This is a genomic window from Mycobacterium sp. NPDC003323 (assembly GCF_053589535.1).
On sequence record NZ_JBSFSB010000005.1, the window covers coordinates 265082 to 292067 of the forward strand.

The window sequence follows — 26986 nt, forward strand, 5'->3', positions numbered from 1 at the left end:
CGGAGACGGTATCCGACTGCCCCTCGCTCACTTCGAGTAGTGGTCGTCAGCGCCCAGGCGTGCCTCGGGATCCAGCAGCATCGCCGCTTCCTGAGGCTTCTCGGGGCTGTCGCTGCCGAACCGGCGGTCGGCCGGCTTCTCGTACAGCGCGGGTCCACCGGCGATGGCCGAGGCCAACCGATGCTGACCGTCCAGCACGCGGGCGTTGGCCCGGGCCTGGTAGTCGGCACGCTGATCGGCCGGCAACGCGGCCAGCAGCGCCTGCGGATGCACCAGCGCCACCAGACCGGACACGTGACCGAAGCCCAGGCTGGTCACCAGACCGGCCTTGATCGGGAACTTCTCGCCCATGTGCAGCGGCTCCCGCACCCAGACGAAGTGCTGGGCGTGGGCCAGCTCGTCGTCGACACAGTCCAGGCTGCGGTTCGGCGGGATGACGCCGTCGCGCAGGATCTGGCACAGCCCCATCATCTGGAAGGCCGCCGCGCCACCCTTGGCGTGCCCGGTCAGGCTCTTCTGGCTGACGACGAACAGCGGTGCGCCCTTGGAACGGCCCATCGAGGCGGCGAGGCGCTCGTGCAGCTCGGTCTCGTTGGGATCGTTGGCCAGCGTCGACGTGTCGTGCTTGGAGATGACCGCGATGTCATCGGCGGTCACGCCGAGCTTGGCCAGCGAGCGCGCCAACCGCGACTCCGGACCACCGCGACCCGCACCCAGGGCACCCAGGCCCGGAGCCGGAATCGAGGTGTGCACACCGTCACCGAAGGAGGACGCGTAGCCCACCACGGCCAGCACCGGCAGACCCATCTCCACCGCGAGGTCACCGCGGGTCAGCAGAATCGTTCCGCCGCCCTGGGATTCGACGAACCCGAGCCGACGACGATCGTTGGCGCGGGAGAACTTCGAATCGCTGATGCCCTTGGCGCGCATCACCTCGGTGTCGGCGGTGGCCGACATGTCACCGAAGCCGATGATGGCCTCCAGCGTCAGGTCGTCGTACCCACCGGCGACCACGAAATCGGCCTTACCCAGCTGGATCTTGTCGACGGCCTCCTCGACCGACACCGCGGCCGTGGCGCACGCCGCAACCGGGTGGATCATCGAGCCGTAGCTGCCGATGTAGGACTGCACCACGTGTCCGGCGAAGACGTTGGGCAGCACCTCCTGCAGGATGTCGTTCGGCTTGCTGCGTCCCAGCAGGTTGCCGTGGTACATCGTCTGCATCGAGGTCATGCCGCCCATGCCGGTGCCCTGCGTGCTGGCCACCAGGCTCGGGTGCACCCACCGCATCAGCTCGGCCGGGCTGAAGCCCGCCGACAGGAACGCATCGACGGTCGTCACCAGGTTCCACAGCGCCACCCGGTCGATCGAGCTGGCCATGTCCGGCGTGACGCCGTAGACCTGCGGATCGAAACCGGTCGGGATCTGGGCACCGACGGTGCGCGACAGCTTCACCTTGCGCGGCACCCGGATCTCGGTGCCGGCCTTGCGGGTGACCTGCCAGTCCGCGCTGTCGGGCACCGGGGCGATGACGGTGTGCTCGGGGTCGTACTTGACGAACTCCCGGGCGTCGTTCTCCGACGACACCACGAAGGTGAAGTCCTTGTCGAGGAACACCGAAACCAGCAGCGGTGCAGCGTGATCGGGATCGATCGCGCCGTCGTCCACCCACTCGCGGATACCGACCTTCTCCACCACGGCATCGTGGTAGCGCTCCACCAGCTCGGCCTCGTCGACCAGCTCACCGGTCTCGGTGTCATACCAGCCCGGCTTGGGATCGTCCTCCCATTTGACCAGGCCGGTGGTCCACGCCAGCTCCAGGACACCGGCCGCGGACAGCTCGCCGGCGACCTCCATCTCGAAGCGGGTGCGCGAGGAACCGTACGGGCCGAGTTCGGCGCCACCGACGATGACGATCATGTCGGCGGGATCGATGTTCAGATCGTCCCAGGCCGGTGCCGGAGCGGCTGCGTAGCCGCGCGGCGGCGACGGCAGCGCCCGGATGATGCCGGTCTCGTCGGCCTCCTCCTCATCGGCTGCGGCCGAGGACATCTCCTCGCGGGCCTTGGCGGCCAGCTCGGCCATGTCGATCTCGATCTCACCCAGTCCACCGGTCATATCGACCTGGATGGGTTCGCGGGCGGCTGCGACCTTGGAGTCGATATCGCACAGCGACAACAACATCGTGGCCATCTCGTCGGTCGTGTAGGTGGTCAGACCCGCCTCTTCGACCGCACCGACGATGGCGTCGTTGTGGCCCATCAGGCCGGTGCCCTTGGTCCAGCCGATCAGCGCGTGCGCCAACGAGACCCGCTGGCTCCACGAGGTTTCGGCCTTCCACCGGGTGACCACCGCGTCCAGCGCCGCCTTGGCCTCACCGTAGGCGCCGTCACCGCCGAACATGCCGCGGTTGGGCGAGCCCGGCAGCACCACGTGCAGGCGCGAGGCGATATCGCGCTCGGCACCCAGGTGCGACAGGCCGGCGATGAGCCGCTGCACGGCCCACAGCAGGACCTTCATCTCCATTTCGGAGCGCGCACCCGCCTCGGACAGGTCCCCGCCGACCCGCGGTGCGGCGAACGGGAACAGCAGCGTCGGGTTCTGCGCGTCCTTGAGGTGGATGGCCTTGGGACCCAGGTTCTCGGTCTGCTCGCTACCCACCCACTCGACCAGGGCGTCGATATCGGAGTAGGAGGCCATGTTGGCCGGCACCACCCACAGCGTCGCGTCGAAGCGGGCGTGATCGCGATACAGGTTGCGGTAGAACGCCAACCGGTCATCGTCCAGGCGCGAGGTGGTGGCGATGACGGTCGCACCGCCGGCCAGCAGCTTGCCCACCACCGACGCGGCGATGGAGCCCTTGGAGGCACCCGTCACGACGGCCACCTCGTTGGCGTAGCCACCCTTGGCGGGGTTCTCCGCACCGGCGGCCGCGCGGCCGTACAGCGCAGCGTGCACGTTGCGTCCGGCCGCCAGGGCCTTGCCCTGCCACCAGGTCGCCTGGGTGCCCACGACGTTGCCCGCACCCTCGAAGCGCTCCGAGATCCGCTGCCAGTCGGCGTCGATCTCGCTCTCGTCGAGCAGCCACAGCCGGGCCAGATCCTCACGCGCACTCGCCCACCGGTCGTCGAACACGACGGCCTTGCGAGCGTCGAACACCGGCGAGACCAATCGCGGCCAGTCCGAGCCGAGCTCGGCGGTGACCAGGTCGATCAGGTCGGCATCGCTGACGGTCTCCGGCGCGCTGACCGGACTGTCCAGGCCGAGCTGGCCCAGGATGGTGCGGGCCGCGTTGGCCAGCACACCGTTGGGTCCGGTGACCTGCTCGGCGAATTCGCCGAGGGCCGCCGAGTCCACCACGCCACCACCGGCGGCACCGGAGGACGGCAGGCTGACCGCGACACCCTTGCGGGCGCCGACCGCGGCCACCGCGGCATCGATGACCTTGTCGACCGAGGCCGCATCGGCCAGGGCGCCCTCGTGCAGACCGCCCATGTTGCCGCCACGGACGCTGGAGCCCTCACGGGTGCCCAGCGCGACCTCGGCGGTCACGTGCTTGGCCCAGCCCGGTCCCAGTTCCCAGGTCTTGGAGACGCGTTCGGCGATGTAGGCCGGACGCTTGCCGGACGGACCGAACACCGTGCGCAACTGATCGTTGATCGAGTCCGAGAGCACCGGACCGAACGGCTTGTAGGTGCGGGCCAACTTGGTGACCTGTGCCTTCAGACCGGACAGATCGGCCTCGGCGGCACCGTCGATGGCACCGAGGTTCAGCTCGGAGCCCAGGTCCACCAGCATCTGGTTGCGTCGCGAGGACGCGCCGTCGGTGATCGACTCGATGGAGTCCAGCGGCTCGATCTGGTCGATGCGCATCTTGGCCGCCAGCGCGATCAGCACCAGCGTGGCATCGGCCGCATCGAACGTGATGTCGTCCGGACGGGGTCCGCCCGACGGCGCGGCCGCCGGGGCCGGCGCCGCCGCGGGAGCCGCCGCAGCAGGTGCGGCCTCGGCCGAAACCTCCGGTGCGGCAACCTCTTCGGCCTCGGGCTCCGGGTCGGTATCGGTGGCGAACAGCACCGCGGCATCCCGTTCGGCGTTGAGCACCTCGGTGGTGTTGTGCGAGTACTCCGGCAGCTTCAGCGTGTTGGTCGCCAGGCCCGCCACCGTCGGCGCGGTCTTGACGCCGATCTCGACGAACCGCTCGATGCCCAGACCGCCCGCGGCCTCCTCGATGAAGAGCAGGTCCTGGGTCTCGATCCAGCGCACCGGGCTGGCGAACTGCCAGGCCAGCAACTCGATGACGATCTTGCGCATCAGCTCGCGGGGACGCTCGTTACGCCATGTGTCGTAGTCGGCGAGGATCTCGTCCAGCGGCTCGGCGGGCACCAGATCCCGGATCTCCTGGATGAAGTCGCGGTCCAGGGTGAACGGGCGCGGCACCAGGTTCGGGATGTACTTGCCGATCAGCAGTTCGGGGTCGGCATCGACGGGCATGACCCGCTCCAGGCTGCGGCGGAAGTCGGCGACGCCGACGCGCAGCACCTCGGAGTGGAACGGCACGTCGATACCGGGCACCAGGATGAACGACCGCTTGCCGCCGCTGATCTCGCGGCGCCGCTCGATCTCCTCCTCCAGCGCCTCCAGACCGCGCACGGTACCGGCGATCGCGTACTGCGAACCGCGCAGGTTGAAGTTCACGATCTGCAGGAATTCGCCCGTGCGCTCGGCGATCTCGGCGACGAACGCGGTGACGTCATCATCGGGCAGATCGATCTGCGACGGCCGGATGGCCGCGAGCCGGTAGTTGGACCGGCCCTTCTCGTCACGCGGGACGATGTCGTGCATCTTGGAGCCGCGGTGGAACACCACCTCCAGCAGTGCCGGCAGCTCGTAGACACCGGACACGCAGGCCAGCGCGGTGTATTCACCCACGGAGTGACCGCAGGCGATCGCGCCCTCGACGAAGGCACCCTGCTCGCGCATCTCGGCGACCTGCGCCGCGGCGACGGTGGCCATGGCGACCTGGGTGAACTGCGTCAGGTACAGCACGCCCTCGGGGTGGTGGTAGTGCACACCGGAGGCGATCAGGCTGGTCGGGTTGTCCTTGACCACGTGCACCACCGAGAAGCCCAGCGTGTCGCGGGTGAACTTGTCGGCGGTGTCCCACACCTTGCGGGCGGCCTTGGACCGGGCCCGGACCTCCATGCCCATGCCCTTGTGCTGGATGCCCTGGCCGGGGAACGCGTACACCGTCTTCGGGGCGGCCAGCTGCGCCGAGGCGGCCATCACCAGGTTGCCCTCAACCTTGGCGGTCACCTCGATGATCTCCGCACCACGGTCGATGCCGACGCGGTCGACGCGGAACTCGATCTCGTCGCCGGGCAGCACCATGCCCAGGAAGCGCGAGGTCCAGCCCACCAGCCGGGCGGGCGGGGTGGCCCGGCCGTCGGTGGCGGTCACCACGTGCTGGGCGGCGGCCGAGAGCCACATACCGTGCACGATCGGGCCCTTCAGACCGGCCAGCAGCGCGGCGGCCCGATCGGTGTGGATCGGGTTGTGGTCACCGGACACCACGGCGAAGGCGCTCATGTCGGTGGGCGCGGTCAGCGTGACGTCGCGACGGCGACGGCGCGGGGTGTCGGTGGCGTTGTCGGTCATCGCACCGCCGGCGCGGATCGGATCCTCCAGCTCGACGGCACCGGTGCGGCCGCGGATGGCGAAACGCTCGACCAGGCGGGCCAATTCGGTGCCCGCGGCGTCACTGATGACGACATCGACCGGGACGACGCGACCGACCTCGGTGTCGACCGCGGCCGAAGCCGTTGCGGTGACGGTCAATTCGGCGACATCCTTGGGCATCGCCGCGAGCAGGTGCGCGGCATGGTCCAGGTGCACCAGGCTCAGCAGACCCTCGATGACCGGGAACCCGGCCTCGGTGACCGCGGCGCCGATGGTGGCGAACACCGCCGGCCAGCACTTGCCGACCAGGGCGTCGGGCACCAGGGTCAGGCCCGGGGCGAGCGGGGCGCCGAAGGTGGCGGTGACGCCGGTGTGATCGGCGACCTCCTCGGGATCCCAGCCGACGGTGACGGTCGCGGTGTTCTCGACCACGGCGGGCAGCGCGTCCACCCCGTCCACACCGGCCGCGATGGCCAGCACGGCGCGCATGGCCGCGGCGGCATCCTCGGTGGTGACGACCGGCATACCGCCGTTGACGGTGGCGGCCGGCAGCGTCAGCTTGATGTCGATCCAGATGTCACTGAGCGGGACGCTCAGCGTCACACCCTCGTCGGTGAGTTCCAGGCGCGACCCGGTGGACGGGTGCGTGGCGGCGCGGTTCTCGTTGACCTGCCATTCGCTCGGCGCGCCGATGCGGTGCACCGGGTTGATGGCCGTGCGGCCGGCCCACAGCACATCGGGCGAATCCAGCACGACGGCAATGGGTCCGGTGGCGCCCGGGTTGGCCTGGCGACGCGAGACGACCGGCACCGGGGTGGTACCGGCGGCGACGACCTCGTCGATGGCGGCCTGCTCGAACCGGTCGAGCAGTTCACCGACGGGCTCGTCCATGCGGGTGATGCCCGCGACGGCGGCGGTGCCCGGGATGATGCAGACCTCGTCGGCGGTGTATCGGGCGTCGTGGGCCTGCCACAGCGAGTCCGAACGCCACCAGCGGCGCACGTCCTTGTCGATGACCGGCACGAAGTTCACCGGCTTGCCCGGGGTCTTGCACAGCGTGATGAAGAACGGGACGTCGGCCGGGTGCAGCTTGATGGTCTCGGCGTCGGGGTACCGGTTGAGCAGCGTGTCGACCGCGGCGGCCGGATGCTCCAGCAGCGCCTCGCCCTCGGAGTTCGCGGCGAACAGCGTCTCGATCGGGCCGGAGTCCTTGGGGTGCAGCCGGGCCTCGGCGCGCTTGAGCATCTCCTCGAAGCGGTCCCGCCAGGTGATGTCCAGCCACGGCGAATCGGCGGACTTGGTGTCCGCGGTCGAGTCACCCTCACCGATGGCCAGCTCGACATAGCGGTCCAGCCACTGCAGGTAGGTCATGTCCGCGACGTCGCCGAAGTACGGCTTGGCGGTGGTGGCCATCGCCGCGACGATCTCCTCGCGGCGCTCGGCGACGGCGTCGGCGTCGCCGGCGACATCGTCGAGCAGCCGGCCGCAGCGCGACGCGGCGTTGTCGATCTCGTGGATGTCCGCACCGAGCTGACTGCGCCCGGATGCCATGCCGCCCTGGGCCTTACCGGCGCCAACCCACACGTCGGTGCCCAAGGTGTCGACCAGCAGCTGCTTGACCGCGGGCGAGGTCGTGGCCTCGAGGGTTGCCATCGCCGCGGTGCCCACCAGGATGCCGTCGACCGGCATCAGCGGGAAGCCATAGGTCTGCGACCAGCGACCCGACAGGTACTCGGCGGCGCGGTCGGGCGTGCCGATGCCACCGCCGACGCAGATGGTGATGTTGGAGAGCTTGCGCAGATCGGCGTAGGTGCTCAGCAGCAGATCGTCGAGGTCCTCCCACGAGTGGTGGCCACCGGCGCGGCCGCCCTCGATATGGGCGATGACGTCCTTGCCGGGGACCTCGGCGGCGATCTTGATGACGGCCTTGATCTGGTCGATGGTGCCCGGCTTGAACACCACGTGGGTGATGCCGATTTCGTTGAGCTCGTCGATCAGCGCGACGGCCTCGTCCAGTTCGGGGATGCCTGCGGTGACGATGACACCGTCGATGGGGGCACCGGACTGACGGGCCTTCTGCACCAGGCGCTTACCGCCCAGCTGCAGCTTCCACAGGTACGGGTCCAGGAACAGCGAGTTGAACTGGATGGCACGGCCCGGCTCCAGCAGCTGGGTCAGCTCGGCGATGCGGTCGTCGAAGATCTTCTCGGTGACCTGGCCACCGCCGGCGAGCTCGGCCCAGTGACCGGCGTTGGCGGCCGCCGCGACGATCTTGGCGTCCACGGTGGTCGGCGTCATGCCGGCCAGCAGGATCGGCGAGCGTCCGGTCAGGCGGGTGAACTTGGTGGACAGCTTCACCGAGCCGTCGGGCAGGGTGACCGTCGACGGTGCGTAGCTGGTCCACGGGGCCGGCACCTCGGGCACGGCGCCCACGGTGAACAGGCTGCGCTGTCCGGCCCGGGTGGCCGCGGGGACGATGCCGATGCCCAGGCCGCGGATGACCGGCGCGGTGAGCCGGGTGACGGTGTCGGCCGGGCCGAGGTCGATGATCCAGCGGGCGCCCGCGGTGTGCAGGGCCTCGACGTCGGCCACCCAGTCGATGGGGTTGACGAAGATGGACTCGGTCATGGCGTGGGCCAGTTCGGTGTCGATACCGCACTTGGCGGCCCAGCGGTCGACGAGGGCGACGCCGTCGGCCAGGCGCGGGGTGTGGAAGCCGACCTCGACCTGGACCGGATTGAAGACCGGCGAGAAGACCGCGCCACCGCGCAGCTTGTTCTTGCGCTCGGCCTCTTCCTTCTCGGTGATCTTCGAGCAGTACAGCTCGAAGCGGCCGAGCTGTTCGGGCGTGCCGGTGATGACGACCGACCGGCGGCCGTTGCGGATCGACAGCACCGGGGGCAGCACGGTGCGCACGTCGGTGGAGAACTCTTCGAGCAGTTCGGCGATGCGATCGGGGTCGACGTTGGTGACCGAGACCATGGGGGTCTTGTCGCCGCGGCCGACCATCCCGCGCCGGCGCGAGACCAGCGACCCGGCCGCGCCGATCAGCTGCAGCAGCGCGAGCAGCTCGGCGTCGCGGGTGCCCTTGGCCTTGAGCGACTCGACACCGAGGATGCCCTGCGAGTGACCGGCCATCGCGACCGGCGGGGTGCCCATCAGGTCGAGGCCCTGACGCGTCAGCGCGCGGATCGCGGCCATCTGGGTCAGCAGGATGCCGGGGCCCGAGATCGCGGCGGTGGTCAGCTGCTTGGTGTCGGGCAGCGGCTCCTCGGCGGCCAGGGCACGCACCCACTGCAGCGGCTCGAAGCCGATCGGGCGCACCACCACGAGTTCGCGGGCCACCGGCTCCAGCAGCAGCGCGGCCTCGCCGACGAGCTCGCTCAGTTCGGATTCGATGCCGGCTGAGCTGACCAGCTCCTCCAGGCTCTCCAGCCAGGCGCCACCCTGACCACCGAAGGCGACCGCATACGGCTCGCCGGCGTTCAGCAGATCGACGAGCGCATGTGCGCCCGACAACGAACCCTCGCTCAGGCCGTTCTTGCTGCCGGCCGTCACCCTGTCGTGTTCGTTGATCGTCACGTCTTGTATCTCCCTCGGTGCAGTCTCATTCACGCAATATCGCTGGTCGTACCGGTGCGCCGCGGCGTCGCGGCGAGGATGTGGATCCGATCCCCGACTCCCCCTGGCCGGATCCGTCCTGTGGTCTCTGGTGGCGATTCGGCGTTGAATCTCCGTCGGGCTGGTTTGGGTGCCAGTGGTCCGGGTACCTGTCGATCCGGTCCCAGACGTGTCCCATGCACAGTCCGACCCCACTAAGAGTGTCATAAGAGCTGGGCCGGTTTTCCGGCCATAAATGGTTACTGGCGAGTTCTACGCCCGGGTAACCAGACGTTGGGTAACGAGGGCGTCCGAGGCTCGCAAACTGCTACGGGACAAACGTCCTGCATGCGGGTGGTTACGGTCGAGTAGCTATAACTTCCCAGATCAGCGCGATGCCGTTACCAAATCGTTATCTAAGAATTCCGTGGTCTTCGACACGGTCATCCGGCGCACGGGGACTGTCCGAAAAATGACACATTGCGGGAAAGTGTCCGCCGCGACGTCCCGGTTGCGGAAATGAGTTTGCTGGAAATTATTACTGATCGGTAAGTTTTCCGGTCCGAGGGGCTCGGATCCGATTACGGCACCGAGGCGGCCGGTCACCGCTCCTCGCGTTGCTGCCACTCGCCGCTGGTCATCAGGGTCTCGTTGAACTCGGAGATCTCCGCGATCAGCCGCTGCTGCAGCGCGGTCTCCACGTGGCCGACGATCACCTCGCGGCTGAACTCGGCGCAGTCGGCGATCAACCGAGCCATCTCGTCGATGTTGCCGGGACCGGGCACCGTGGTCCCGTAGCGCTCGACCACGGCCCGCTTGAGCGCGGTGATGGCATCGGTGGCCAGCGATTCGACGCTGCCACTGGTCGCGTCGAGCAGCTCCAGCACCATCTGGGCGTAGCCCCGCGGATCGGGTGCGCGTGCGAACACCCTGCCGAGAACCTCGTTGGCGAACACCAGCCCGGCGCCGGAGCGCTGCGCCAGGCCCGACTCGATCAGCCGCCGCCCCTCGGCGCTACGCGGATCGATCGCGACGAGGGGCCCCTCGACCCGCGCCGGCGTCGGCCGCGGTCGCAGGATCGACCGCTGCAGTCCGAGGAACTCGGCCAGGCTGCGCCCCGAACGCATGGTGTCGAAGAATTCGGCGATGTGCGCGGAGGTGAATCCTCGGGCCAACAGGGCGTTGATGGTGCGCAGCTGGGCCAGGTGGTAGGCGTCGTAGTACGCCGAGCGACCCTCACGGCGCGGCGGGTCGAGCAGGCCCCGCTCGCGATAGGCACGGATGTTGCGGGCACTGACCCCGGAGACCCGGGCGAGCTCCTGCAGACGGTATTCGGTCAGCGCCACGCGCCCGCCACCGCGCGGTACCCCCCGACATACCCAGTCATGATCACCACTGTAGCGCGCGGTGCGGGAGTTTGAGCAAACTGATAAACCGCTGAGAAACAGCGGTAATGTCAATTCAAGCAACGCGGTGAGGGATGTCACCGAAAAACGATTGGCGATTCATCCCACCAATTTGGGAATATGGAGCCACTCCACCACCGCGACGAAAGGGGCCCCACCGTGCGTCCCTGGATCGTGTGGGCGACGGGGCTGCTGGCCTATATCGTCGCGGTCCTCAACCGCACCACGCTCGGGGTGTCCGGGCTGGAGGCCGGAGACCGTTTTCACGCAGGCCCGAGCGTGCTGTCGACCTTTGTGGTGCTGCAGATCATCGTCTACGCCGGCGCCCAGGTTCCCGCCGGTGTGCTGCTGGACCGGTTCGGCTCCAAGCTGCTCATCGTCTCCGGCGGCATCCTGATGGCGCTCGGCCAGTTGGCGATCGCAGTCACCGAATCCCTGCCACTGGCCCTGGGCGCCCGCGCCATCGTCGGGCTCGGCGATGCCGTCACGTTCATCTCGGTGCTGCGCCTGGTGCCGCACTGGTTCCCGGCCCGCCGCGTCCCGCTGCTCACCCAGCTCACCGGCATCAGCGGTCAGCTCGGACAGGTCCTCTCGGCGGTTCCGTTCTTGGCGCTGCTGGGGGTGGGCGGATGGACCTCGGCGTACCTGTCGGTGGCGGCCATCGCGGTGATCACCCTGGTGCTGGCAGCCGCCCTGGTACAGAACACCCCGCACGGCCGTCTGGTCACCACCAACACCATGAGCGTCCGCGGCACCCTGGCCAGTGTGCGCACGGTGTGGATGCGTCCGGGTACGCGCCTGGGTTTCTTCACCCACATGGGCACCCAGTTCTCGGTGACCGCCTTCTGTCTGATGTGGGGCGTCCCGTACATCACCACCGCACAGGGTCAGACGCGCGGTGTCGCGGGCATGCTGTTGACCCTGTCGGTGGTGACCGCGATCGCCGCAGGCGTGGTGCTGGGCATCCTGTGTGGGCGTTTCCCGCATCGCCGGTCCCGGTTCGTGCTGGCCATCATCGGTAGCAACGCCGCCATCTGGACGATCGTGCTGGCGTTGCCCGGTCAGGCACCGCTGTGGCTGCTGATCACGCTCGTGGTGGTCATCTCCGTCGGCGGCCCCGGGTCCATGGTGGGCTTCGACTTCGCCCGCACCTTCAATCCCAGCGCCACGCTGGGCACCGCGCAGGGCATGGTCAACATGGGTGGATTCCTGGCCTCGCTGCTGCTGATGCAGGCGATGGGCTGGATCCTGGATGCCGCCGGCGGGTACTCGGCGGAGTCGTTCCGGCTGGCCTGGACCGTGCAGTACGCGGTGTGGGCGCTGGCCGTCGTCGGCATCCTGGTCACCCGGCACAAGACCCGGCGCCAGCTGGGTCTGCAGGGCAAGGCCTCCGACCGATACCTGCTGGAGACCTTCGACCCCGAACCGGAGCTCGCTAACCGCTGACGCGCGCGGCGACCGCCGTTGCGGTGTTCCGGTGCCCGATCAGCTCGTGCCCGACGACGACGATCACCGGTGCCGCTGTCGTCACCAGCAGACACACCGCGATCGCCACCCCGGATGCCGCCAGCACCACCGCGCCCGCGAGCACCGCGGTCGCCAGCACCGACAACACCAGGTGCACCGGGCTGTGCGATCGCAACATCAGCGCGTGCAGCAGGTAGACCACCCAGATGTACAGGCCGACCGGGACCGCCACGGTCGCCACACACGCCGCCGATCCGAGCTCGGAGTGGTCCTCCAGGTAGTAGGCGGCCAGATGCAGACCGGCGCCGGTGCCGACGATGGCGCCGAACAACACGATGGGCACATAGCCGAACCAGAACGACGTCTCCCGGTGCGCGTGCAGAAGTTCGCCGGCCGGCACCATGAAGTACAGCCACCACATGCCGAAGGTCAGACCGACACCGGCCACCGCGACCAGGATCGCCTCGGTGCTCCAGCCGTGATCGTGGACGACGGCCGTCAGCGTCGCCACCGTGCCGACAACCCCCTCGCCCAGGGCGATGATCGCCATCAGGCCGTACCGTTCGGCGATGTGATGGGCGTGCCAGGGCGTACCGCCGGCGCGGCGTTCGGCCAGCACCGGCCCGGCCATCTCCAGCAGCGTCAACGCGATCACCAGCAGCGCGGTCACCAGCAGGCCGGTATGGACGAGGATCACGGCGATCCAGCCGATCTGGGCCACGGAGATGATGCCGGCATATGTCAGGCACGCGCTGCGCCGGGACGGATCCTGACGCGCGGCGCGCAGCCATTGCGCCACCATCGCCACCCGCATCACCACATAACCCGCGACCATCACGACGTTGTCGACGTGACCGCCGTGCTCCAGTGACGCGAACATGTCGGGAAGGCCGAGCGCCAGGATCACCACGCCGACCATCTGCAGCATCGTGGTCAACCGGTACACCCAGTCATCGGTGTCATAGGCCGACGCGAACCAGGTGAAGTTGATCCACGCCCAGCAGACCGCGAAGGTCGCGAACGCGAACCCGGCCAGACCGGCCGCGACGTGCCCGGCGGCGAAGGCGTGCGCGAACTGCGAGGCGGCCACCCCGAACGCGACGACGAACGTCAGATCGAACAGCAGTTCCAGCGGGGTTGCCACGCGATGCGTCTCGTGCGGATCGCGCCCGGTCATGACGACGATGCCGCGCCGAAGCGACGCCTGCGTATCCGTCGAACTCATCGGTGTCCCTTCTGTCCGGCACGCGACGTCACGGCGCCGCGGTGCAACACGCTAGCGTGACTGCGTGCCTGCCACCGGTGACCGTCCGCAAGCCGTCGGCGTCGTGCTCGCCGCCGGGATCGGTTCCCGGATCGGAGCGGACGGCAACAAGGCCTACCTGACGCTGGCGGGCCGGCCGATGCTGGCCTGGTCGGTGCGCGCGGTCGCCGACGTCGCCGAGATCGGCCGGGTGATCCTGGTGTACCGGCGCGGTGAGCGCGATATCGCCCAACGCATGGTCGACGAGGAACTGCCCGACCGGGCCATCGAACTCGTGGAGGGCGGCGCCAGCCGGCACGAATCCGAGTTCAACATGCTGCGCCATCTCGCGGCCGCCATCGAATCCGGGGAGGTGGATGTCGTGCTGATCCACGACGCAGCCCGCCCGCTGGCCGACCCGGCGATGATGCGTGCGGCGCTGGACACCGCGCGGCAATACGGCGGCGCCGTGCCCGCGATCGCCGCCGCCGGACTGGCCCGCCCGACCGGCGACGGCCTGCATGCGTTGGCCGAGTCGGCGGTGCGCGTGCAGACCCCGCAGGCGTTCCGCGCGCTGCCGCTGTTGGCGGCCTATCGCCGGGCCGATACCGAGGGTTTCGACGGCACCGACACGTCGGCGTGCGTGCAGCACTTCACCGATGTCGACGTGCGGGTGTTCCCGGGTGCGGCGACCAACCTGAAGGTCACCTATCCGCCTGACATCCGCCTGGCCGAGCGTCTGCTCATCGGCCGGCGATAACCGCCTCGACCAGCGCCGCGTCGGCGGGCAGCGCGACGGCCACGGCATCGGCATCGCCGGGCACCGTGACCACGCCGGCCATCCCGTCCTCGGACAACCGGCGTGCGAGCATCCCATGCGGGTACTGCACGGACCGAAGCTGCGAGCGGTCCAGTGTCGAGACGATCCTGCCTTGGGCGTCAACAACTTTCACGGTGTCGGTGACGGGCAGCACCGGAACCACCAGCTCCGCGCCGGTTGCCAGTGCATCGATCACCCGGGTGAGCAGCGCCGGCGGGATCAGCGGGTGACGGTGATCGGCCAGCAACACGTGGGTCGTATCGCCGCCCAGCCGGTCGGCGGCCGTCGCCAAACACGCTGCGCGGCTCGGTGTCCCATCGAGCACGACGACGTTCACCGTTTGTCCCGACAGATCATCGGTCACCCGATCGGCCAAGGTGGCGTCGACGACCACGACGACCTGCTCTACCGCGGGAACCAGCGCACGCACAATCCGGCGCAGCGCGGACTCCCCCGCCAACGCCGTCAGCACCGTCGCGGGATCCTCGGCCGGCGGCAGCGGCAGAACCGCAGAAAGTCTCACGGCGGTCAGGGTAGCGGGCCGCCCGCGCGGAACCGGCGCAGATACGACGGCCAGTCCCAGCGCCTCAGAAAGTTCTGCGCCGCGGCGTAACCGTTGGCATACAACGCCTCCACCTCGCGACCGGTGATGTCGAAATCCAGGAACCCGACATCGGTCGAGTCCACCCGGATGGTTCTGGCGCTCACCCACGGCTGATTCAGATAAGCCTGATCGCGACCCACGAGCACGGTGGTGATGACATCGTCGAGCATCCGGGATGGCCCCAGCCGACGCAGGAATCCCCAGTCGGGCAACAGGTGATCCGCATCGTTGGGCAGGTTCGGCAACACGGTGATCCCGAAGCTCGGCCAACGCGGGATGCCCCCGTCGGCGCGGTCCAGCGAGTCGATCGGGAAGTTCGACAGCAGCCCGCCGTCGACCAGCGTCGAGACCCGGCCGCCCCGCCCGGCCAGGCGTACGGGCCGGAAATAGAACGGGATGGACATCGAGGCGCGCACCGCGTCGGCGACGGGCTGCTCGTCGGGATCCAGACCGTAGACCCTGCGGTAGTCCCAGGGCAGTCGCACCAGTTGCCCGGTGGTGATATCGGCAACCGTGACCACCAGTCGGTAGCGCTGTTCGGGTGGCAGTTCGTCATCGTCGATCGTCAGGTCGGCGAACGTGCGCACGCCGAGCGCCGCCAGTTGGCTGCGCAGCCAGTCGTGCGCGTAGTCACCCTGGTAGATGCCGCGTCCTCGCGCCAGCGCCAGCGACTGGCCGAACAGCGGTATACGGGCGATCGGGCCGGGGTCGCGGAATCGGTGGTACTTCAATTCCAGTGCGATATCCCGGAATTCGGATCCGGAAAGCTGCGGACCCGCCGCCACGATCGCCCCGACGATGGAACCGGCGGATGTTCCGGACACCCGCTGTGCCCGGTATCCGGCATCCAGCAGCCCGACGACGGCACCGATCAGACCGATGCCCTTGACGCCTCCGCCGGAGAGCACCAGGTCGGCCTGCGCGGTCACCGATCAGACCGGGTCGAACGACGCGATCAACCAGGAGTCGTCGACCTTCTTCAGCCCGACCTTCACCGCGCTGGTCGAGAACGAACCGTCCGGGTTCTCGGTACTGGTGGTCGTCTGGTTCAGGAAAATCAGCACCACCGCCGAGTCGGGGCGCAGCTCGGCGACACCGGCGTTCACTATCGCCGCCGAGGTGACCACCGACTTCGTCTTGGCGGCCGGCGCGACGATCTGCTCGGTGAACTGGTTGTAATAGTTCAGGAAATCACCGGTCAGATGTGACTTCGCATCGGTGAAGTCCTGATCCAAGGTTTCCGGCGCGTACGACAGCATGGCCACGGTGCCGTCCTTGGCCGCGGTCAGCGCGGCATCGGCCGCGGCGGCGTCGGTCGCACGGTCGGGCAGGTACTGGGTGGCATACAGCCAGCCGGTGACGCCGCCGGCCATGATCAGTATCAACACCAGTACCAGTGCGCCCACATGCCGCCTGGCCGCGGCGAGCACCTGCGCGAAGCCGCCGGACGCGGCGGGCGGCGCGACGGCAGCGCTCACCGGGGTGTCGGTGTCGGTGTCGGTGTCGGTGTCGGTGTCGATCGCAGCGGCGCGATCGAGGTTTTCGACATCGTCGGACTCGATACGGGTGTCCTGGTCGTTCGATGCGGTCACGGCGCGAACTCGACTTTCGCCATTTTGATCTGGTCACCGTCGCGGGCCACGCTGACAATCAACCGCCAGTTGCGCGGGTTCTCCTTCGCCCCTTGCGCATTGGTGATCGTCGAGTTGGCCGCGACGAGCACATCGGCGGTGTCTTCGGTCTTCGACTGCACCGCGGTCGCGGTCACGGTTGCCTCGGTGACGACCTTCGAGGACTCGGCAACCTTGGTGAATTCCTCGGCCTGGCTCTGGAAGTCCTCTTTGAATTGTCCCGTGGAGTTGTCCAGGATGCGCTGCACATCCGCCTGCGCGCTGTCGAAGTTCAACGACATCAGCGAGACCACGCCCTGGCGCGCCGCCGCCGAGAATTCGGCGTCGAGCTGGCGCTGATGCTCGGCGTCGCGGTGCTGCCAGACGATCCAGCCACTGAAGGCGGCCATACCGGCGATGCCGAGCACCGCGAGAACCACCGCGGCGACCTTGGCCGCGCGGAAGGCGCGGCCACGGCCTGCGTCGGCGCCGGCCGGGGCCACCGGCGCATCGAGCGGTTCGCCGGCAGCGACCTCGGCATCCTGTGCGTGGGGTTCGGAGTCGGCGGTCTCGTCGGCCGGGTGCGCAGTCTTGGTGGCCTCATCGGCCTCGCGACGCAGCCTGATCGCCCGCGCCCGCGCTCGCGCGGCGACGGCAGCGGCCTCCGCCTCGGCGGCCATCGCCTCTGCTTCCTCGGCGGACAGCACGAGGTCGTCAGCCTCGGCGGCGTCGGGCGACGCTGCCCCACGCTTGCGGCTCAACACCATGTCCTCCTGCAGCAGGCGAGAATGACATTTTCATTCTCGGCTATCCACCGACGATACCTCATAGCGAAACCGCCGGAAAACACATCTCTTCCTGCGGAAATACTATTTACGCGCTGTGCGGACGCTCAGCTGGGTTCGGCCTGCAGGCGATCTTTCATCACCTTTCCGGTCGCGTTCAGCGGCAGCGTCTCCAAGAACTGTACGTACCGCGGCACCTTATAGCCCGCCATCCGGTCGCGACTCCAGGCGATCAGTTCCGCCTCCGACAGCGCGGCGTCACGGCATACGACGAAGGCCTTGCCGACCTGTCCCATCCGTTCGTCGGGCACGCCGATCACCGCGGCCTGTTGCACCGCGGGGTGCTGCAGCAGGAAACCCTCGATCTCGGCCGGGTACGCGTTGAACCCACCGACGATGAACATGTCCTTCTTGCGGCCGACGATCTTGAGCCGCCCCGCGGCGTCGAAGACGCCGAGATCGCCGGTGTGCAGCCACCCGTCGGCGTCGATGGTCTCGGCGGTGGCGACCGGATCATCGAGGTAACCCTGCATCACGCTGTAACCGCGCACCAGCACCTCGTCGTCGTCGTCGGCGAGCCGGACCTCGACGCCGTCGCACGGCAGGCCGGCCGTGGTGGCGATGTCGGTGAACGAATCACCGGGGCGCGACAAGGTCACGGTGCCCGCCTCGGTCAACCCGTAGCCGGTCGCCAGCGTCTTGAACGGCAGTTCCTCGTGGACTCGGCGGATCAGTTCGACCGGGATGTCGGCGGCCCCGGTGACCCCGGCGCGCAGGGTGGCCAGCCGCTGCTTGTCGGGCACAGCCAGCAGGGAGTGATACAGCGTCGGCGGACCGGGCAGCATGGTGATGCGCTCGGTCTCGATGAGGTCGACCACCGCAGGCACATCGAACACCGGCACCGGCAGGATCGTCGCGCCGCGGATCAGCGCGGCGATACAACCGGCCTTGTAGCCGAAGGTGTGGAAGAACGGGTTGACGATCAGGTATCGATCGCCTTCCCGCAGATCGGCGAGCTCGCACCATTCGGTGTACAGCCGAAGCGTCTGTTGATGATTCATCATCACGCCCTTGGCGCGGCCGGTCGTGCCGGAGGTGTAGATGATATCCGCGGTATCGGTGCCGCGCAGGCCGTCGGCGACGAACGGTCGCCCGGCGGACAGGAAGTCGGAGGTGATCTCGATGGCCGGCACGCGAGCGGGAACGCTGAAATCCTGGCCCAGAAAACCGCTTTGGATCATCACCACCTTGGCGCCGCTGCGGGTGATGATGTCCGCGGCTTCCTCTGCCTTGAACCGGGTGTTCACCGGGACGACCACGCCACCGGCGGTCACCGCTCCGAACGCCGCGATCAGCCAGGCCGCCGAGTTGGGCGCCCAGATGGCGACACGGTCGCCGCGGCCGATCCCGAAGTCGGCGAAAGCGCCTGCCGCCCTGCGGATCCGGTCGGCCAGCTGCACGTAGGTCAGGCGCAGCGGTCCGTCGACGACCGCCTCGGCATCACCGAAGCGGTCGCCGACGCTCAGGACCATCTCGGGGATGGTCTCCCACTGTGGGTGGTAGGTCACGCGACGCTATGTCGTGACGAGCCGACCCAGGTTGCCGCCCATGATCTTGGCCTGATCCTCCACCGAGAGGTGATCGAGCGCGGTGACATAGTGCGTCGGCTCGGCCAGGCCCTCCGGATGCGGCCAGTCCGAACCGTAGAGCACCTGGTCCACACCGATCAGGTTGATCAGGTCGTCGATGCCCTCCTCGTAGAAGGGGCTGACATAGATGCGGTTCTTGATCTCCTCGATCGGGTTGCCCAGGAAGGCCTCCGGGGCCTTCTTGTACACCTCGGCCATGGAATCGAGCAGCGGGAACATCCACTTCGACCCTGCCTCGACGATGCCGACCTTGAGCTTCGGGAAGCGGAACAGCGCACCGTGGATCACCCAGGACGCGACCGCATCCTGGATCGGACGCCATTCGTTGAGAATCGACATGGCGTTGGTCTGGAACGGCAGCATCTCCTGGGCAGCGCCGTCCCATTCGGAGGTGTAGCGCGAGTAGCCGCTGTCGGAGGAGTGCATGCCCACGAAGATGTCGTGGTGCACGACGCGCTCCCAGAACGGGTCGAACTCCGGCAGCGCGAACGAGCGCGGTCCGCGGAATCCGGGCACCGGTGCCGGACGGATCAGGATGGCGCGGGCGCCGCGTTTGACGCACCACTCCAGTTCCTCGATGGCCTTCTCGACGATCGGCAGGGTGATCACGGGCGTGGTGAAGATCCGGCCCTGATAGTTGAAGCCCCATACCTCGTGCAGCCACTCGTTGAGCGCGTGGATGATGACGTGGATGGCGACCGGATCGTCGGACAGACGCTCCTCGATGAGGCTGGCCAGCGTCGGGAACATCAGGCTGCGGTCGACGCCGAGCTCGTCCATCACCTTGATGCGCGGCTCGGGTTCGAAGAATGCCGGGATGGCCTTCATCGGCTCGCCGAACAGCTCGCGCTTGCTCTTGCCGTCCGGGTTGCCGAACTTGAAGTACTCCTCCCAGGCACCCGGCTTGGCGACCACCGAGAAGGTGGGGTTCGGGATGTAGTTCGAGATCTGGCCCTTCAGCGCGATCTTGGTGCGGCCGTTGACCTCCACGTACTGGACGACGTCCTTGTACTCCTTGGGGAGGTACTTGGTCATCGCCTCCGGCGGCTCATAGAGATGGTTGTCCGCATCGAAGAGCGGAAACGGAATGTCGACTCGGTGCGACAGTTGCCCCATGGAATTCTCCCTTCCAGTTCGTGAGAATCATATTCTCATGATTGTGATGCCGCAATGCCCATGGGTGTCGCCGCTGCGAGTTCCTGGCGCACTTTGAACTTCTGCACCTTCCCGCTGGCGGTGCGTGGCAGATCCATCCCCTCGGGCACTTGATGCAGTTCCTCCGGCCATTTCTGCCGCGCGACCCCGGCACGCTCGAAGTGATCGCGCACCTGCGCCAGGGTGGGCATGCCGGCACCCGACCTGATGCGCAGCACCGCCGCGACCCGCTCCCCCAGCCGCGCGTCGGGCGCGGAGACCACGACCGCCTCGACGACCGCCGGCATGGCCAGCAGCACCTCCTCGACCTCGAGCGCACTGATGTTCTCGCCGCCGCGGATGATCAGGTCGGCGGCGCGGTCGGTGATGGTCAGGTAGCCGTCGGCGTCCAGGACACCGATGTCCCCGGTGCGGTACCAGCCGTCCTCGTCGAAGGCCTTGGCCGTCAGCTCGTCGTCGGTGTAGCCCAGACACAGATCGGGTCCGCGACTGAAGATCTCACCGTCGGGGCCCAGCCGGATCTCCACGCCCGTGCGCACATTGCCATCGGTGAACAGCCGCTTGTCCTCGGGCGCCGACGGTCCCGAACCCGTGATCGACGGGTGTTCGGTACTGCCGTAGGACCGGAACACGAACAGTCCGAGATCGGCCAACCGGCGGGTGACGGCCGCAGGCACCGTCGAGCCGCCCAGACCGACGGTGCTGAACTTGGCCAGATGACCCTCGTCGAAACGGGGATGGTCCATCAGGCTGGTGACGAAGTACGGCGGACCGCCGCCGATCGACAGGTCCTCGCGCTCGATCAGATCCAGCACCTTGCCCGGATCCCACACATCGCACAGATCGATCGGGGCGCCCTCGATGACCGGGATCAGAAACGCCCCGACCATGCCGATGAAATGACCGACGGGGGTGGCGGTGAGCTGCCTGCCGCGCTCGGGCGGATAGTTCGCCAACAGTTGGCGGGTCTCGAACGCCAGGGTCTGATGGCTGTGGATGACGCCCTTGGGTTGCTTGGTGGTACCGGAGGTGAACGCGATCAGCGCCGGGGCCGACGGGGCGGCCGGCAGCGTGCCGACCAGCGGTTCGTCGGCGAACAGGTCGGCGAATCCGGAATGGCCGACCAGTCCGACGATCGGGATGTCGGTGCACAGGTCGGGGTGGAACGTCATGCGGCCGAACTGCTCGGTGGACAGGAAGACCTTGGGCTTGACGGTGCCGATGATGTGGCCGAGTTCCTTGCGGCCGTAGAAGTGCACGATGGGTACCGTCACCGTGCCCAGCAACGCCGACGCCCAGAACGCGACCGCAGCCTCCATCCAGTTCGGCAGCTGCATGGCCATCACGTCACCGGGACGCACCCCGCGATCCCGCAACCCGGCGGCCAGCCGGCGGGCCTGCAATTCCACCTCGGCGAAGGTGCCGCGATAGGGCCGCACGTCCGAATGCACGCAGAATCCCGCGTCGGGGTGGGCAGCCAACCCCTCGGCCAGCATCTGGCCCAGCGATTCGGGTCGCCACCAGCCCTGCTCGACGTAGCGTTTGGTCAGCTCAGCGGGGATGGCACGCACAGTGGTGATGCTATTCTCAGCTACCGAGAATGCCAATATCGGATCTGGAGAATGATTGATGGTCGACCTGGATGTCGAGGACGGACTGGCGGTCATCACCATCGACCGCCCGCATGCCCGCAATGCCATATCGCTGGACACCATGGATGCCCTGGGCAAGGCACTCGACGGTGCCGAGGGCGCCGCGGCGCTGGCCATCACCGGCGGCGGCGACAAGGCGTTCGTCTCCGGCGGTGACCTCAAGGAACTCGCCGCGCTGCGCACCGAATCCGAGGCCGCAGAGATGGCCTGGCGGATGCGGACAATCTGCGATCGGATCGCGGGTTTCCCCGGCCCGGTCCTGGCGGCGCTGAACGGGCACGCACTCGGCGGTGGCGCCGAGGTCGCGGTGGCCGCCGATATCCGCATCGCCGCCGACGACATCAAGATCGGGTTCAACCAGATCTCGCTGGCGATCATGCCCGCCTGGGGTGGTGCCGAACGGCTGGGCAAGCTGGTGGGTCGCAGCCGGGCGCTGCTGCTCACCGGCACCGGCCGCATTCTCGGCGCGGCCGAGGCCGAGCGGGTGGGACTGGTCGACCAGGTGATGCCGCGCGCGGAGTTCGACGTCGGCTGGCGTGAGATCGCGCGACTGCTGGCCCGCCGCCCGGCCGGCGAGATCAAGAAGGTGATCGACGGCGCGACCACCACCGAGGCCGTCGCTGCCTTCGCCCGGCTCTGGGTGTCCGACGAGCACTGGGACGCGGCCGACAGGGTGATGAAGAAGCCGAAGTAGTCCGTCCTCCCGCCGTCCACCGAGTGGCCAGTTATCGCACGCTGAAAGCGATCTGGCGTGTATCAACTGGCCGCCGGCGAAGACGCCCTTGAGACCGACTAGCCGATCGGCTACCGTCAAATGGGATAGCCGATCGGCTAGCGCGAGGAATGGGCGGTGTCGCATGAACGTCAGGGGCCAACGAATCCTGCTGTGGACGGCACCGCCCGCCGCGGCATTGTTCGCCCTGGCGTTCCTGCTGTTTCCCGTCTTCGCGCCGCCACTCTCGCCGACCATGACACCCGAGGAGGTCGCGGCGTTCTTCCGCGACCACAACACCGGCATCCTCGGTGTGGTCATCCTGTGCAATCTGATCGCCGGCTCATTGGTGCCACTGTTCGCGGTCATCGCGGTCCAGATATCGCGTACCGCAACCTCGAGCAGCGTCTTCAGTTACGCCTACATCATCTGCGTCGGTGTCGGGACGACGGCGTTCATCCTGGCCGACTATTGCTGGGGCGTAGCCGCTTTCCGGCCCGACCGCGATCCGCAGTTGATAAGCCTGCTCAACGATATGGCGTGGTTCTTCTTCATCGCACCCGTCGGCACCATCGTGGTGCAGAACCTGTGCCTGGCGGTGAGCAGCTATCTCGACGAGCGAGCCGAACCGGTATTTCCGCGCTGGGTGGCGCATTTCAACGTCGCGACGGCACTGCTGCTGATTCCCGGCGCGTTCTCGGTGCTGTTCACATCGGGGCCGCTGGCGTGGGACGGCACCGTGTCGTTCACGCTGCGCATCGCCGTGCTCGCAGCATATTTGATCGTCATGTTCCCGGTGCTGCTGCGCATCGTCGATCGGCAGGCACGCGATTGTGAACACGAGGTTCTGGTGTGAGCGATATTGTTGCCGCCGCACCACCGGGTCCGTCGAGCGTGACGTCGGGGCGCCCACGGCGAAAGCTCGACCAGTGGATCGCCTTCTGGACCGTGCCCTTCTTCTTCACGTTGTTCGGCATCGTGTTCGTCCCGCTGAGTTTGATGATGCCGCCACGATCACCAGGTGCCTCCTCGTCGCAGATCGTCGAGTTCATGCAGTCGCACAATCTGCTGACCGCCTGCGCCATCCTCACGGCCTGCTTCGGCTTGGCACCGCTGTCCAATGCGGTCTACCTCAGCCAGATCAAGCGCATGTCGGTCAGTCCGGTGTTCCGGTACTCCCTCATGGTCGGCTCCATGAGCGGTGCCATCGTCGGCATGTTGTTCCCGATGTTCTGCTTCGGCTTGGGATCGTTCCGTGCGGGATACGACCCCGAGATCCTCGCGATGCTCTACGACTTCGGATATCTGGCCTATATCGGCTCCCTGGGCTGCTTCTGTGTGATGTGGATGGCATTCGGGCTGGCCATCATCCTGGACCAACACCGCGTACTACCGAAATGGCTTGGCTATTACACGGTTTGGCAGTACGTCACCGAACTGATGGCGGCTCCGGTGTGGATCGCCAAGTCCGGACCCTTCGCCTGGAACGGGCTGATGACCTTCTGGTTCGCGATGCTCATCTATGTGCCGTGGCAGATCATCGTGTACATCTGCATCTACCGCTCCATCAGGAATCAGCCCGCCGACGAGCTCGAGACGGTATGACCGACGTGGCCGGTGACCGGCGCATCTCCGACCGGCGACGAGATCGCAGCGTGCACAAGCGCATTCCCGGCGAGGCGAGCATGTGGTTCTTCGTCCTGGGCGACCTGCTGATCTTCGGCGTCTATTTCGTGAGCTATATGTTCTACCGCCGGCAGGACGCCGCGCTGTTCCTCGACAGCCAGGCGCGGCTGAACCTGGACATCGGTGCGGCCAACACGGTGGTGCTGCTCACCAGCTCACTGTTCGTCGCCCTCGGCACGACGGCCGTACGCGCGGGCCGCACAGATGACGGCGTGCGGCACTTCGCGATTGCACTGGCGTTGGGGGCTACCTTCCCCGTGTTGAAGTTGTTCGAGTATGTCCCGGAGATCACGGCCGGGCTCACTCCCGGCACGAACCTGTTCTTCATGTACTACTTCGTGATGACGGGCCTGCACCTGTGCCACGTCATGCTCGGCCTGGTGATCTTGTCGTTTGTCCTGCGGAACCTGCGCTCGGCGGCACCCCGCCTCTCGTTGGTCGAAACCGGCGCCACCTATTGGCACATGGTCGACCTGCTGTGGCTCGTGCTGTTCGCTCTGCTCTACGTGATGAGGTGAGGCGATGACGACCATCCTGCGCAATCCGCTGACACTGGCGTGGGCGGCGTTGACGGTGGTCACCGTGGTGTCGTGGCTGACGGCGCGGGGCACCGCGGCCGCCCCCGCGCTGAATGCGACGGTGACGATCGTGGTTCTGCTCATCGCAGCCGCGAAGACCCAATTGGTGATCTGGTACTTCATGGAGGTGCGACACGCACCCGGTTGGCTGCGGATCGCCACCGGCGGATGGGTTCTGGGTCTGTTCGCGGCGCTGCTCGGTTGTTACTTCGCCGCACTCTGATCGGCAGTCGCATCGGTCCCGGGAACGGGCCACACCTTGCCCGACGCGGCCTCGAATCCGCTGCCGGCCAGATCACCGAAGATCTCTTCCAGAGGCAACGCCTCGCCCTCCAGTTCACGCAGCCAGCGCTCCACGAACTCCAGGGTTTCGGCGTGCCCGGCGGACATGCCCATGGCCTGCTCCATCACCAGATTCCACGACACACTCGTCCCGATCACCGCCCAGACGATCGGCGGAACGGCACCGGGATCGACACCGTAGCGTTGCAGCGCCGCCGTCATGGCGGCACGCTGGTCCTCCCGGAAACGCTCGGCGTAGTAACTGATCTCGGCCCGCAGTTCCTTGCGGTGGTTGGCCATGCCCATGAACTCCATGGCCAGCCGCGTCGTCTCCGGGTTGGTGCTGAACAGCCAGATCGCGCGCAGCGGCTGCGGGGATTTCAGCGCGGCCTCCTGCACCAGCAGACCTTGCTCGGCGCGGCGCCGGAACACGGCCAGGAACAGCTCGTCCATGGTGCGGAAGTAGTAGTGCACCAACTGGGGTTTGAGGCCCGCGCGCTCGGCCACGCGGCGCGAGGTGACCGCCGCGTACCCCTCGTCGAGCATCAGCGCCTCCGCAGCGTCGAGCAGCACCCCACGATTCTTGGCGTCGGGTGCCCCGATTCTGCGTGCCGTGGACATGTCACCTTCCTGCATGGTCGCCGTGGTCAGGCCACCCGAAGAGATCGTATCGACCCGCCGGGTGTGACCTTGACCACGACTCTATCCCCATGCTAAGCAGGTGCACAGCAATTTCGGCGAACATCCGCCCCACAGCCCGGGAGAACCCCATACCATGAGCGAATACGCGACGCTGGACTTCCTCACCGATCAGTCGCTGGTGCCCAACCCGTATCCCTACTTCGACTATCTGCGTGAGCAGAATCCGGTGCTGCAGGTTCCGCCGTGGGGTTGTTACGCCGTCACCGGGTACGAGGAAGCCGTTGCGGTGTACAAGAACACCGACGCGTTCTCCAACGCGGTCGCGCTCGGCGGTCCGTTCCCGCCGCTGCCGTTCACGCCCGAGGGTGACGACATCTCCGAGCAGCTCGAAGCGCATCGGCACCTGCTGCCGATGTTCGAGCACATGGTCACCATGGACCCGCCCGATCACACCAAGGCCCGCTCGCTGCTGAACCGGCTGCTGACGCCGCGCCGGCTCAAGGAGAACGAGGATTTCATGTGGAAGCTGGCCGATGTCCAGCTCGACGAATTCCTCGACAACGGCAAGTGCGAGTTCCTCGGCGAGTACGCAAAACCGTTCTCGTTGCTGGTGATCGCCGACCTGCTCGGTGTGCCCGAGGAGGACCACAAGCAGTTCCGCACCAAACTCGGCGCCGATCGTCCCGGCGCCCGGGTGGGCTCGCTGGAGCAGGAGGTCGTCGACGAGAATCCGCTGCAGTTCCTGGACGACAAGTTCATCGCATATCTGGAGGACCGCCGGGCCAATCCGCGCGAGGACGTGCTGACATCGCTGGCGACCGCACTGTACCCCGACGATTCGGTGCCACCGGTGATCGAGGTGGTGCGCTCGGCGACCTTCCTGTTCGCCGCGGGCCAGGAGACCACCACCAAGCTGCTCAGCGCGGCCATGCGGGTGCTCGCCGAGAATCCCGAGGTGCAGCAGAAGCTGCGCGATGACCGCAGCCTGATCCCGACGTTCATCGAGGAGTCCCTGCGGCTGGAGAGCCCGGTCAAGTGCGACTTCCGGCTGGCGCGCAAGACGACCGAGGTTGCCGGCGTGCGGATCCCCGCGGGCGCACCGGTGATGGTGCTGCCCGGCGCGGTGAACCGTGATCCGAACCGCTTCGACAATCCGCACGAGTTGCGACTGGACCGCAAGAACGTGCGCGAGCACATGGCATTCGGCCGCGGGGTGCATTCCTGCCCGGGTGGCCCGCTGGCTCGCGTCGAGGGACGCGTCTCCATCGAGCGGCTCCTGGATCGGATGGGTGACATCACCGTCGACGCCGAGAAGCACGGCCCGATCGGGGATCAGAACTTCACCTACGAACCGACGTTCGTCCTGCGCGGTTTGACCGAGCTGAACATCAACTTCACTCCGCTGGGCTGATGTCG

Annotated in this window: 19 protein-coding genes; 8 read left to right on the top strand and 11 right to left on the bottom strand. The window is 67.5% G+C overall.

Annotated features, from left to right (window positions below; genetic code table 11):
• Positions 1-27 precede the first annotated feature (27 nt).
• Together ACWDUN_RS15355 and ACWDUN_RS15360 are read right to left on the bottom strand one after the other, a co-directional pair.
• Positions 28-9261: a fatty acid synthase subunit beta domain-containing protein gene (locus ACWDUN_RS15355; RefSeq protein ID WP_449930015.1), complete on the bottom strand. Its 9234-nt coding sequence runs from the start codon at positions 9259-9261 to the stop codon at positions 28-30.
• Between the two features lie 620 nt (positions 9262-9881).
• Positions 9882-10625 carry a MerR family transcriptional regulator gene (locus ACWDUN_RS15360; RefSeq protein WP_449930017.1) on the bottom strand — a complete coding sequence of 248 codons (744 nt, stop codon included), beginning with the start codon at positions 10623-10625 and terminating at the stop codon, positions 9882-9884.
• 219 nt (positions 10626-10844) lie between these two features.
• On the opposite strand from ACWDUN_RS15360, the gene ACWDUN_RS15365 reads away from it, so the two are divergent.
• A complete protein-coding gene (locus ACWDUN_RS15365; RefSeq protein ID WP_449930019.1) occupies positions 10845-12131 on the top strand; it encodes an MFS transporter in 1287 nt (428 codons plus the stop codon).
• Here the strand turns inward: ACWDUN_RS15365 and ACWDUN_RS15370 are convergent.
• On the bottom strand, positions 12121-13377 hold the full coding sequence (locus ACWDUN_RS15370) for a low temperature requirement protein A (RefSeq protein ID WP_449930021.1): 1257 nt from the start codon (positions 13375-13377) through the stop codon (positions 12121-12123). The genes ACWDUN_RS15365 and ACWDUN_RS15370 overlap by 11 nt on opposite strands.
• Positions 13378-13441: 64 nt before the next feature.
• Here ACWDUN_RS15370 and ACWDUN_RS15375 point away from each other — a divergent pair, with 64 nt between their 5' ends.
• On the top strand, positions 13442-14155 hold the full coding sequence (locus tag ACWDUN_RS15375) for an IspD/TarI family cytidylyltransferase (RefSeq protein WP_449930023.1): 714 nt from the start codon (positions 13442-13444) through the stop codon (positions 14153-14155).
• Here the strand turns inward: ACWDUN_RS15375 and ACWDUN_RS15380 are convergent.
• The 7 genes from ACWDUN_RS15380 to ACWDUN_RS15410 form a co-directional block, all read right to left on the bottom strand.
• Entirely contained in the window at positions 14139-14738 is a 600-nt protein-coding gene (locus ACWDUN_RS15380) for an IspD/TarI family cytidylyltransferase (RefSeq protein ID WP_449930025.1), read from the bottom strand. The genes ACWDUN_RS15375 and ACWDUN_RS15380 overlap by 17 nt on opposite strands.
• Positions 14739-14743: 5 nt before the next feature.
• Positions 14744-15748: a patatin-like phospholipase family protein gene (locus ACWDUN_RS15385; RefSeq protein ID WP_449930027.1), complete on the bottom strand. Its 1005-nt coding sequence runs from the start codon at positions 15746-15748 to the stop codon at positions 14744-14746.
• Between the two features lie 3 nt (positions 15749-15751).
• Positions 15752-16411, bottom strand: coding sequence for a hypothetical protein (locus tag ACWDUN_RS15390; protein ID WP_449930029.1), 660 nt, complete (start codon positions 16409-16411; stop codon positions 15752-15754).
• On the bottom strand, positions 16408-17196 hold the full coding sequence (locus ACWDUN_RS15395; protein WP_449930031.1) for a hypothetical protein: 789 nt from the start codon (positions 17194-17196) through the stop codon (positions 16408-16410). The genes ACWDUN_RS15390 and ACWDUN_RS15395 overlap by 4 nt, the downstream gene beginning before the upstream one ends.
• Positions 17197-17321: 125 nt before the next feature.
• Positions 17322-18782: a FadD3 family acyl-CoA ligase gene (locus ACWDUN_RS15400; protein WP_449930032.1), complete on the bottom strand. Its 1461-nt coding sequence runs from the start codon at positions 18780-18782 to the stop codon at positions 17322-17324.
• A 6-nt stretch (positions 18783-18788) separates the two neighbouring features.
• A complete protein-coding gene (locus ACWDUN_RS15405) occupies positions 18789-19979 on the bottom strand; it encodes an amidohydrolase family protein (protein WP_449930034.1) in 1191 nt (396 codons plus the stop codon).
• Positions 19980-20014: 35 nt separating this feature from the next.
• Positions 20015-21589, bottom strand: coding sequence for an AMP-binding protein (locus ACWDUN_RS15410; protein ID WP_449930036.1), 1575 nt, complete (start codon positions 21587-21589; stop codon positions 20015-20017).
• A gap of 58 nt (positions 21590-21647) precedes the next feature.
• Here ACWDUN_RS15410 and ACWDUN_RS15415 point away from each other — a divergent pair, with 58 nt between their 5' ends.
• The 5 genes from ACWDUN_RS15415 (at position 21648) to ACWDUN_RS15435 (ending at position 24869) form a co-directional block, all read left to right on the top strand.
• Positions 21648-22364: an enoyl-CoA hydratase/isomerase family protein gene (locus tag ACWDUN_RS15415; RefSeq protein WP_449930037.1), complete on the top strand. Its 717-nt coding sequence runs from the start codon at positions 21648-21650 to the stop codon at positions 22362-22364.
• A 163-nt stretch (positions 22365-22527) separates the two neighbouring features.
• A complete protein-coding gene (locus ACWDUN_RS15420; protein WP_449930038.1) occupies positions 22528-23238 on the top strand; it encodes a hypothetical protein in 711 nt (236 codons plus the stop codon).
• Positions 23235-23987, top strand: a complete 753-nt coding sequence (locus ACWDUN_RS15425; protein WP_449930040.1) for a hypothetical protein — start codon at positions 23235-23237, stop codon at positions 23985-23987. The genes ACWDUN_RS15420 and ACWDUN_RS15425 overlap by 4 nt, the downstream gene beginning before the upstream one ends.
• Positions 23984-24586, top strand: a complete 603-nt coding sequence (locus ACWDUN_RS15430) for a cytochrome c oxidase subunit 3 (protein WP_449930041.1) — start codon at positions 23984-23986, stop codon at positions 24584-24586. Before ACWDUN_RS15425 ends, ACWDUN_RS15430 begins: the two co-directional genes overlap by 4 nt.
• A 4-nt stretch (positions 24587-24590) precedes the next feature.
• Positions 24591-24869: a cytochrome C oxidase subunit IV family protein gene (locus ACWDUN_RS15435; protein WP_449930043.1), complete on the top strand. Its 279-nt coding sequence runs from the start codon at positions 24591-24593 to the stop codon at positions 24867-24869.
• Here the strand turns inward: ACWDUN_RS15435 and ACWDUN_RS15440 are convergent.
• Positions 24851-25549 carry a TetR/AcrR family transcriptional regulator gene (locus ACWDUN_RS15440; RefSeq protein ID WP_449930045.1) on the bottom strand — a complete coding sequence of 233 codons (699 nt, stop codon included), beginning with the start codon at positions 25547-25549 and terminating at the stop codon, positions 24851-24853. The two genes, ACWDUN_RS15435 and ACWDUN_RS15440, sit on opposite strands and share 19 nt — an antisense overlap.
• A gap of 154 nt (positions 25550-25703) precedes the next feature.
• On the opposite strand from ACWDUN_RS15440, the gene ACWDUN_RS15445 reads away from it, so the two are divergent.
• Positions 25704-26981, top strand: coding sequence for a cytochrome P450 (locus tag ACWDUN_RS15445; protein WP_449930047.1), 1278 nt, complete (start codon positions 25704-25706; stop codon positions 26979-26981).
• Positions 26982-26986 lie beyond the last annotated feature (5 nt).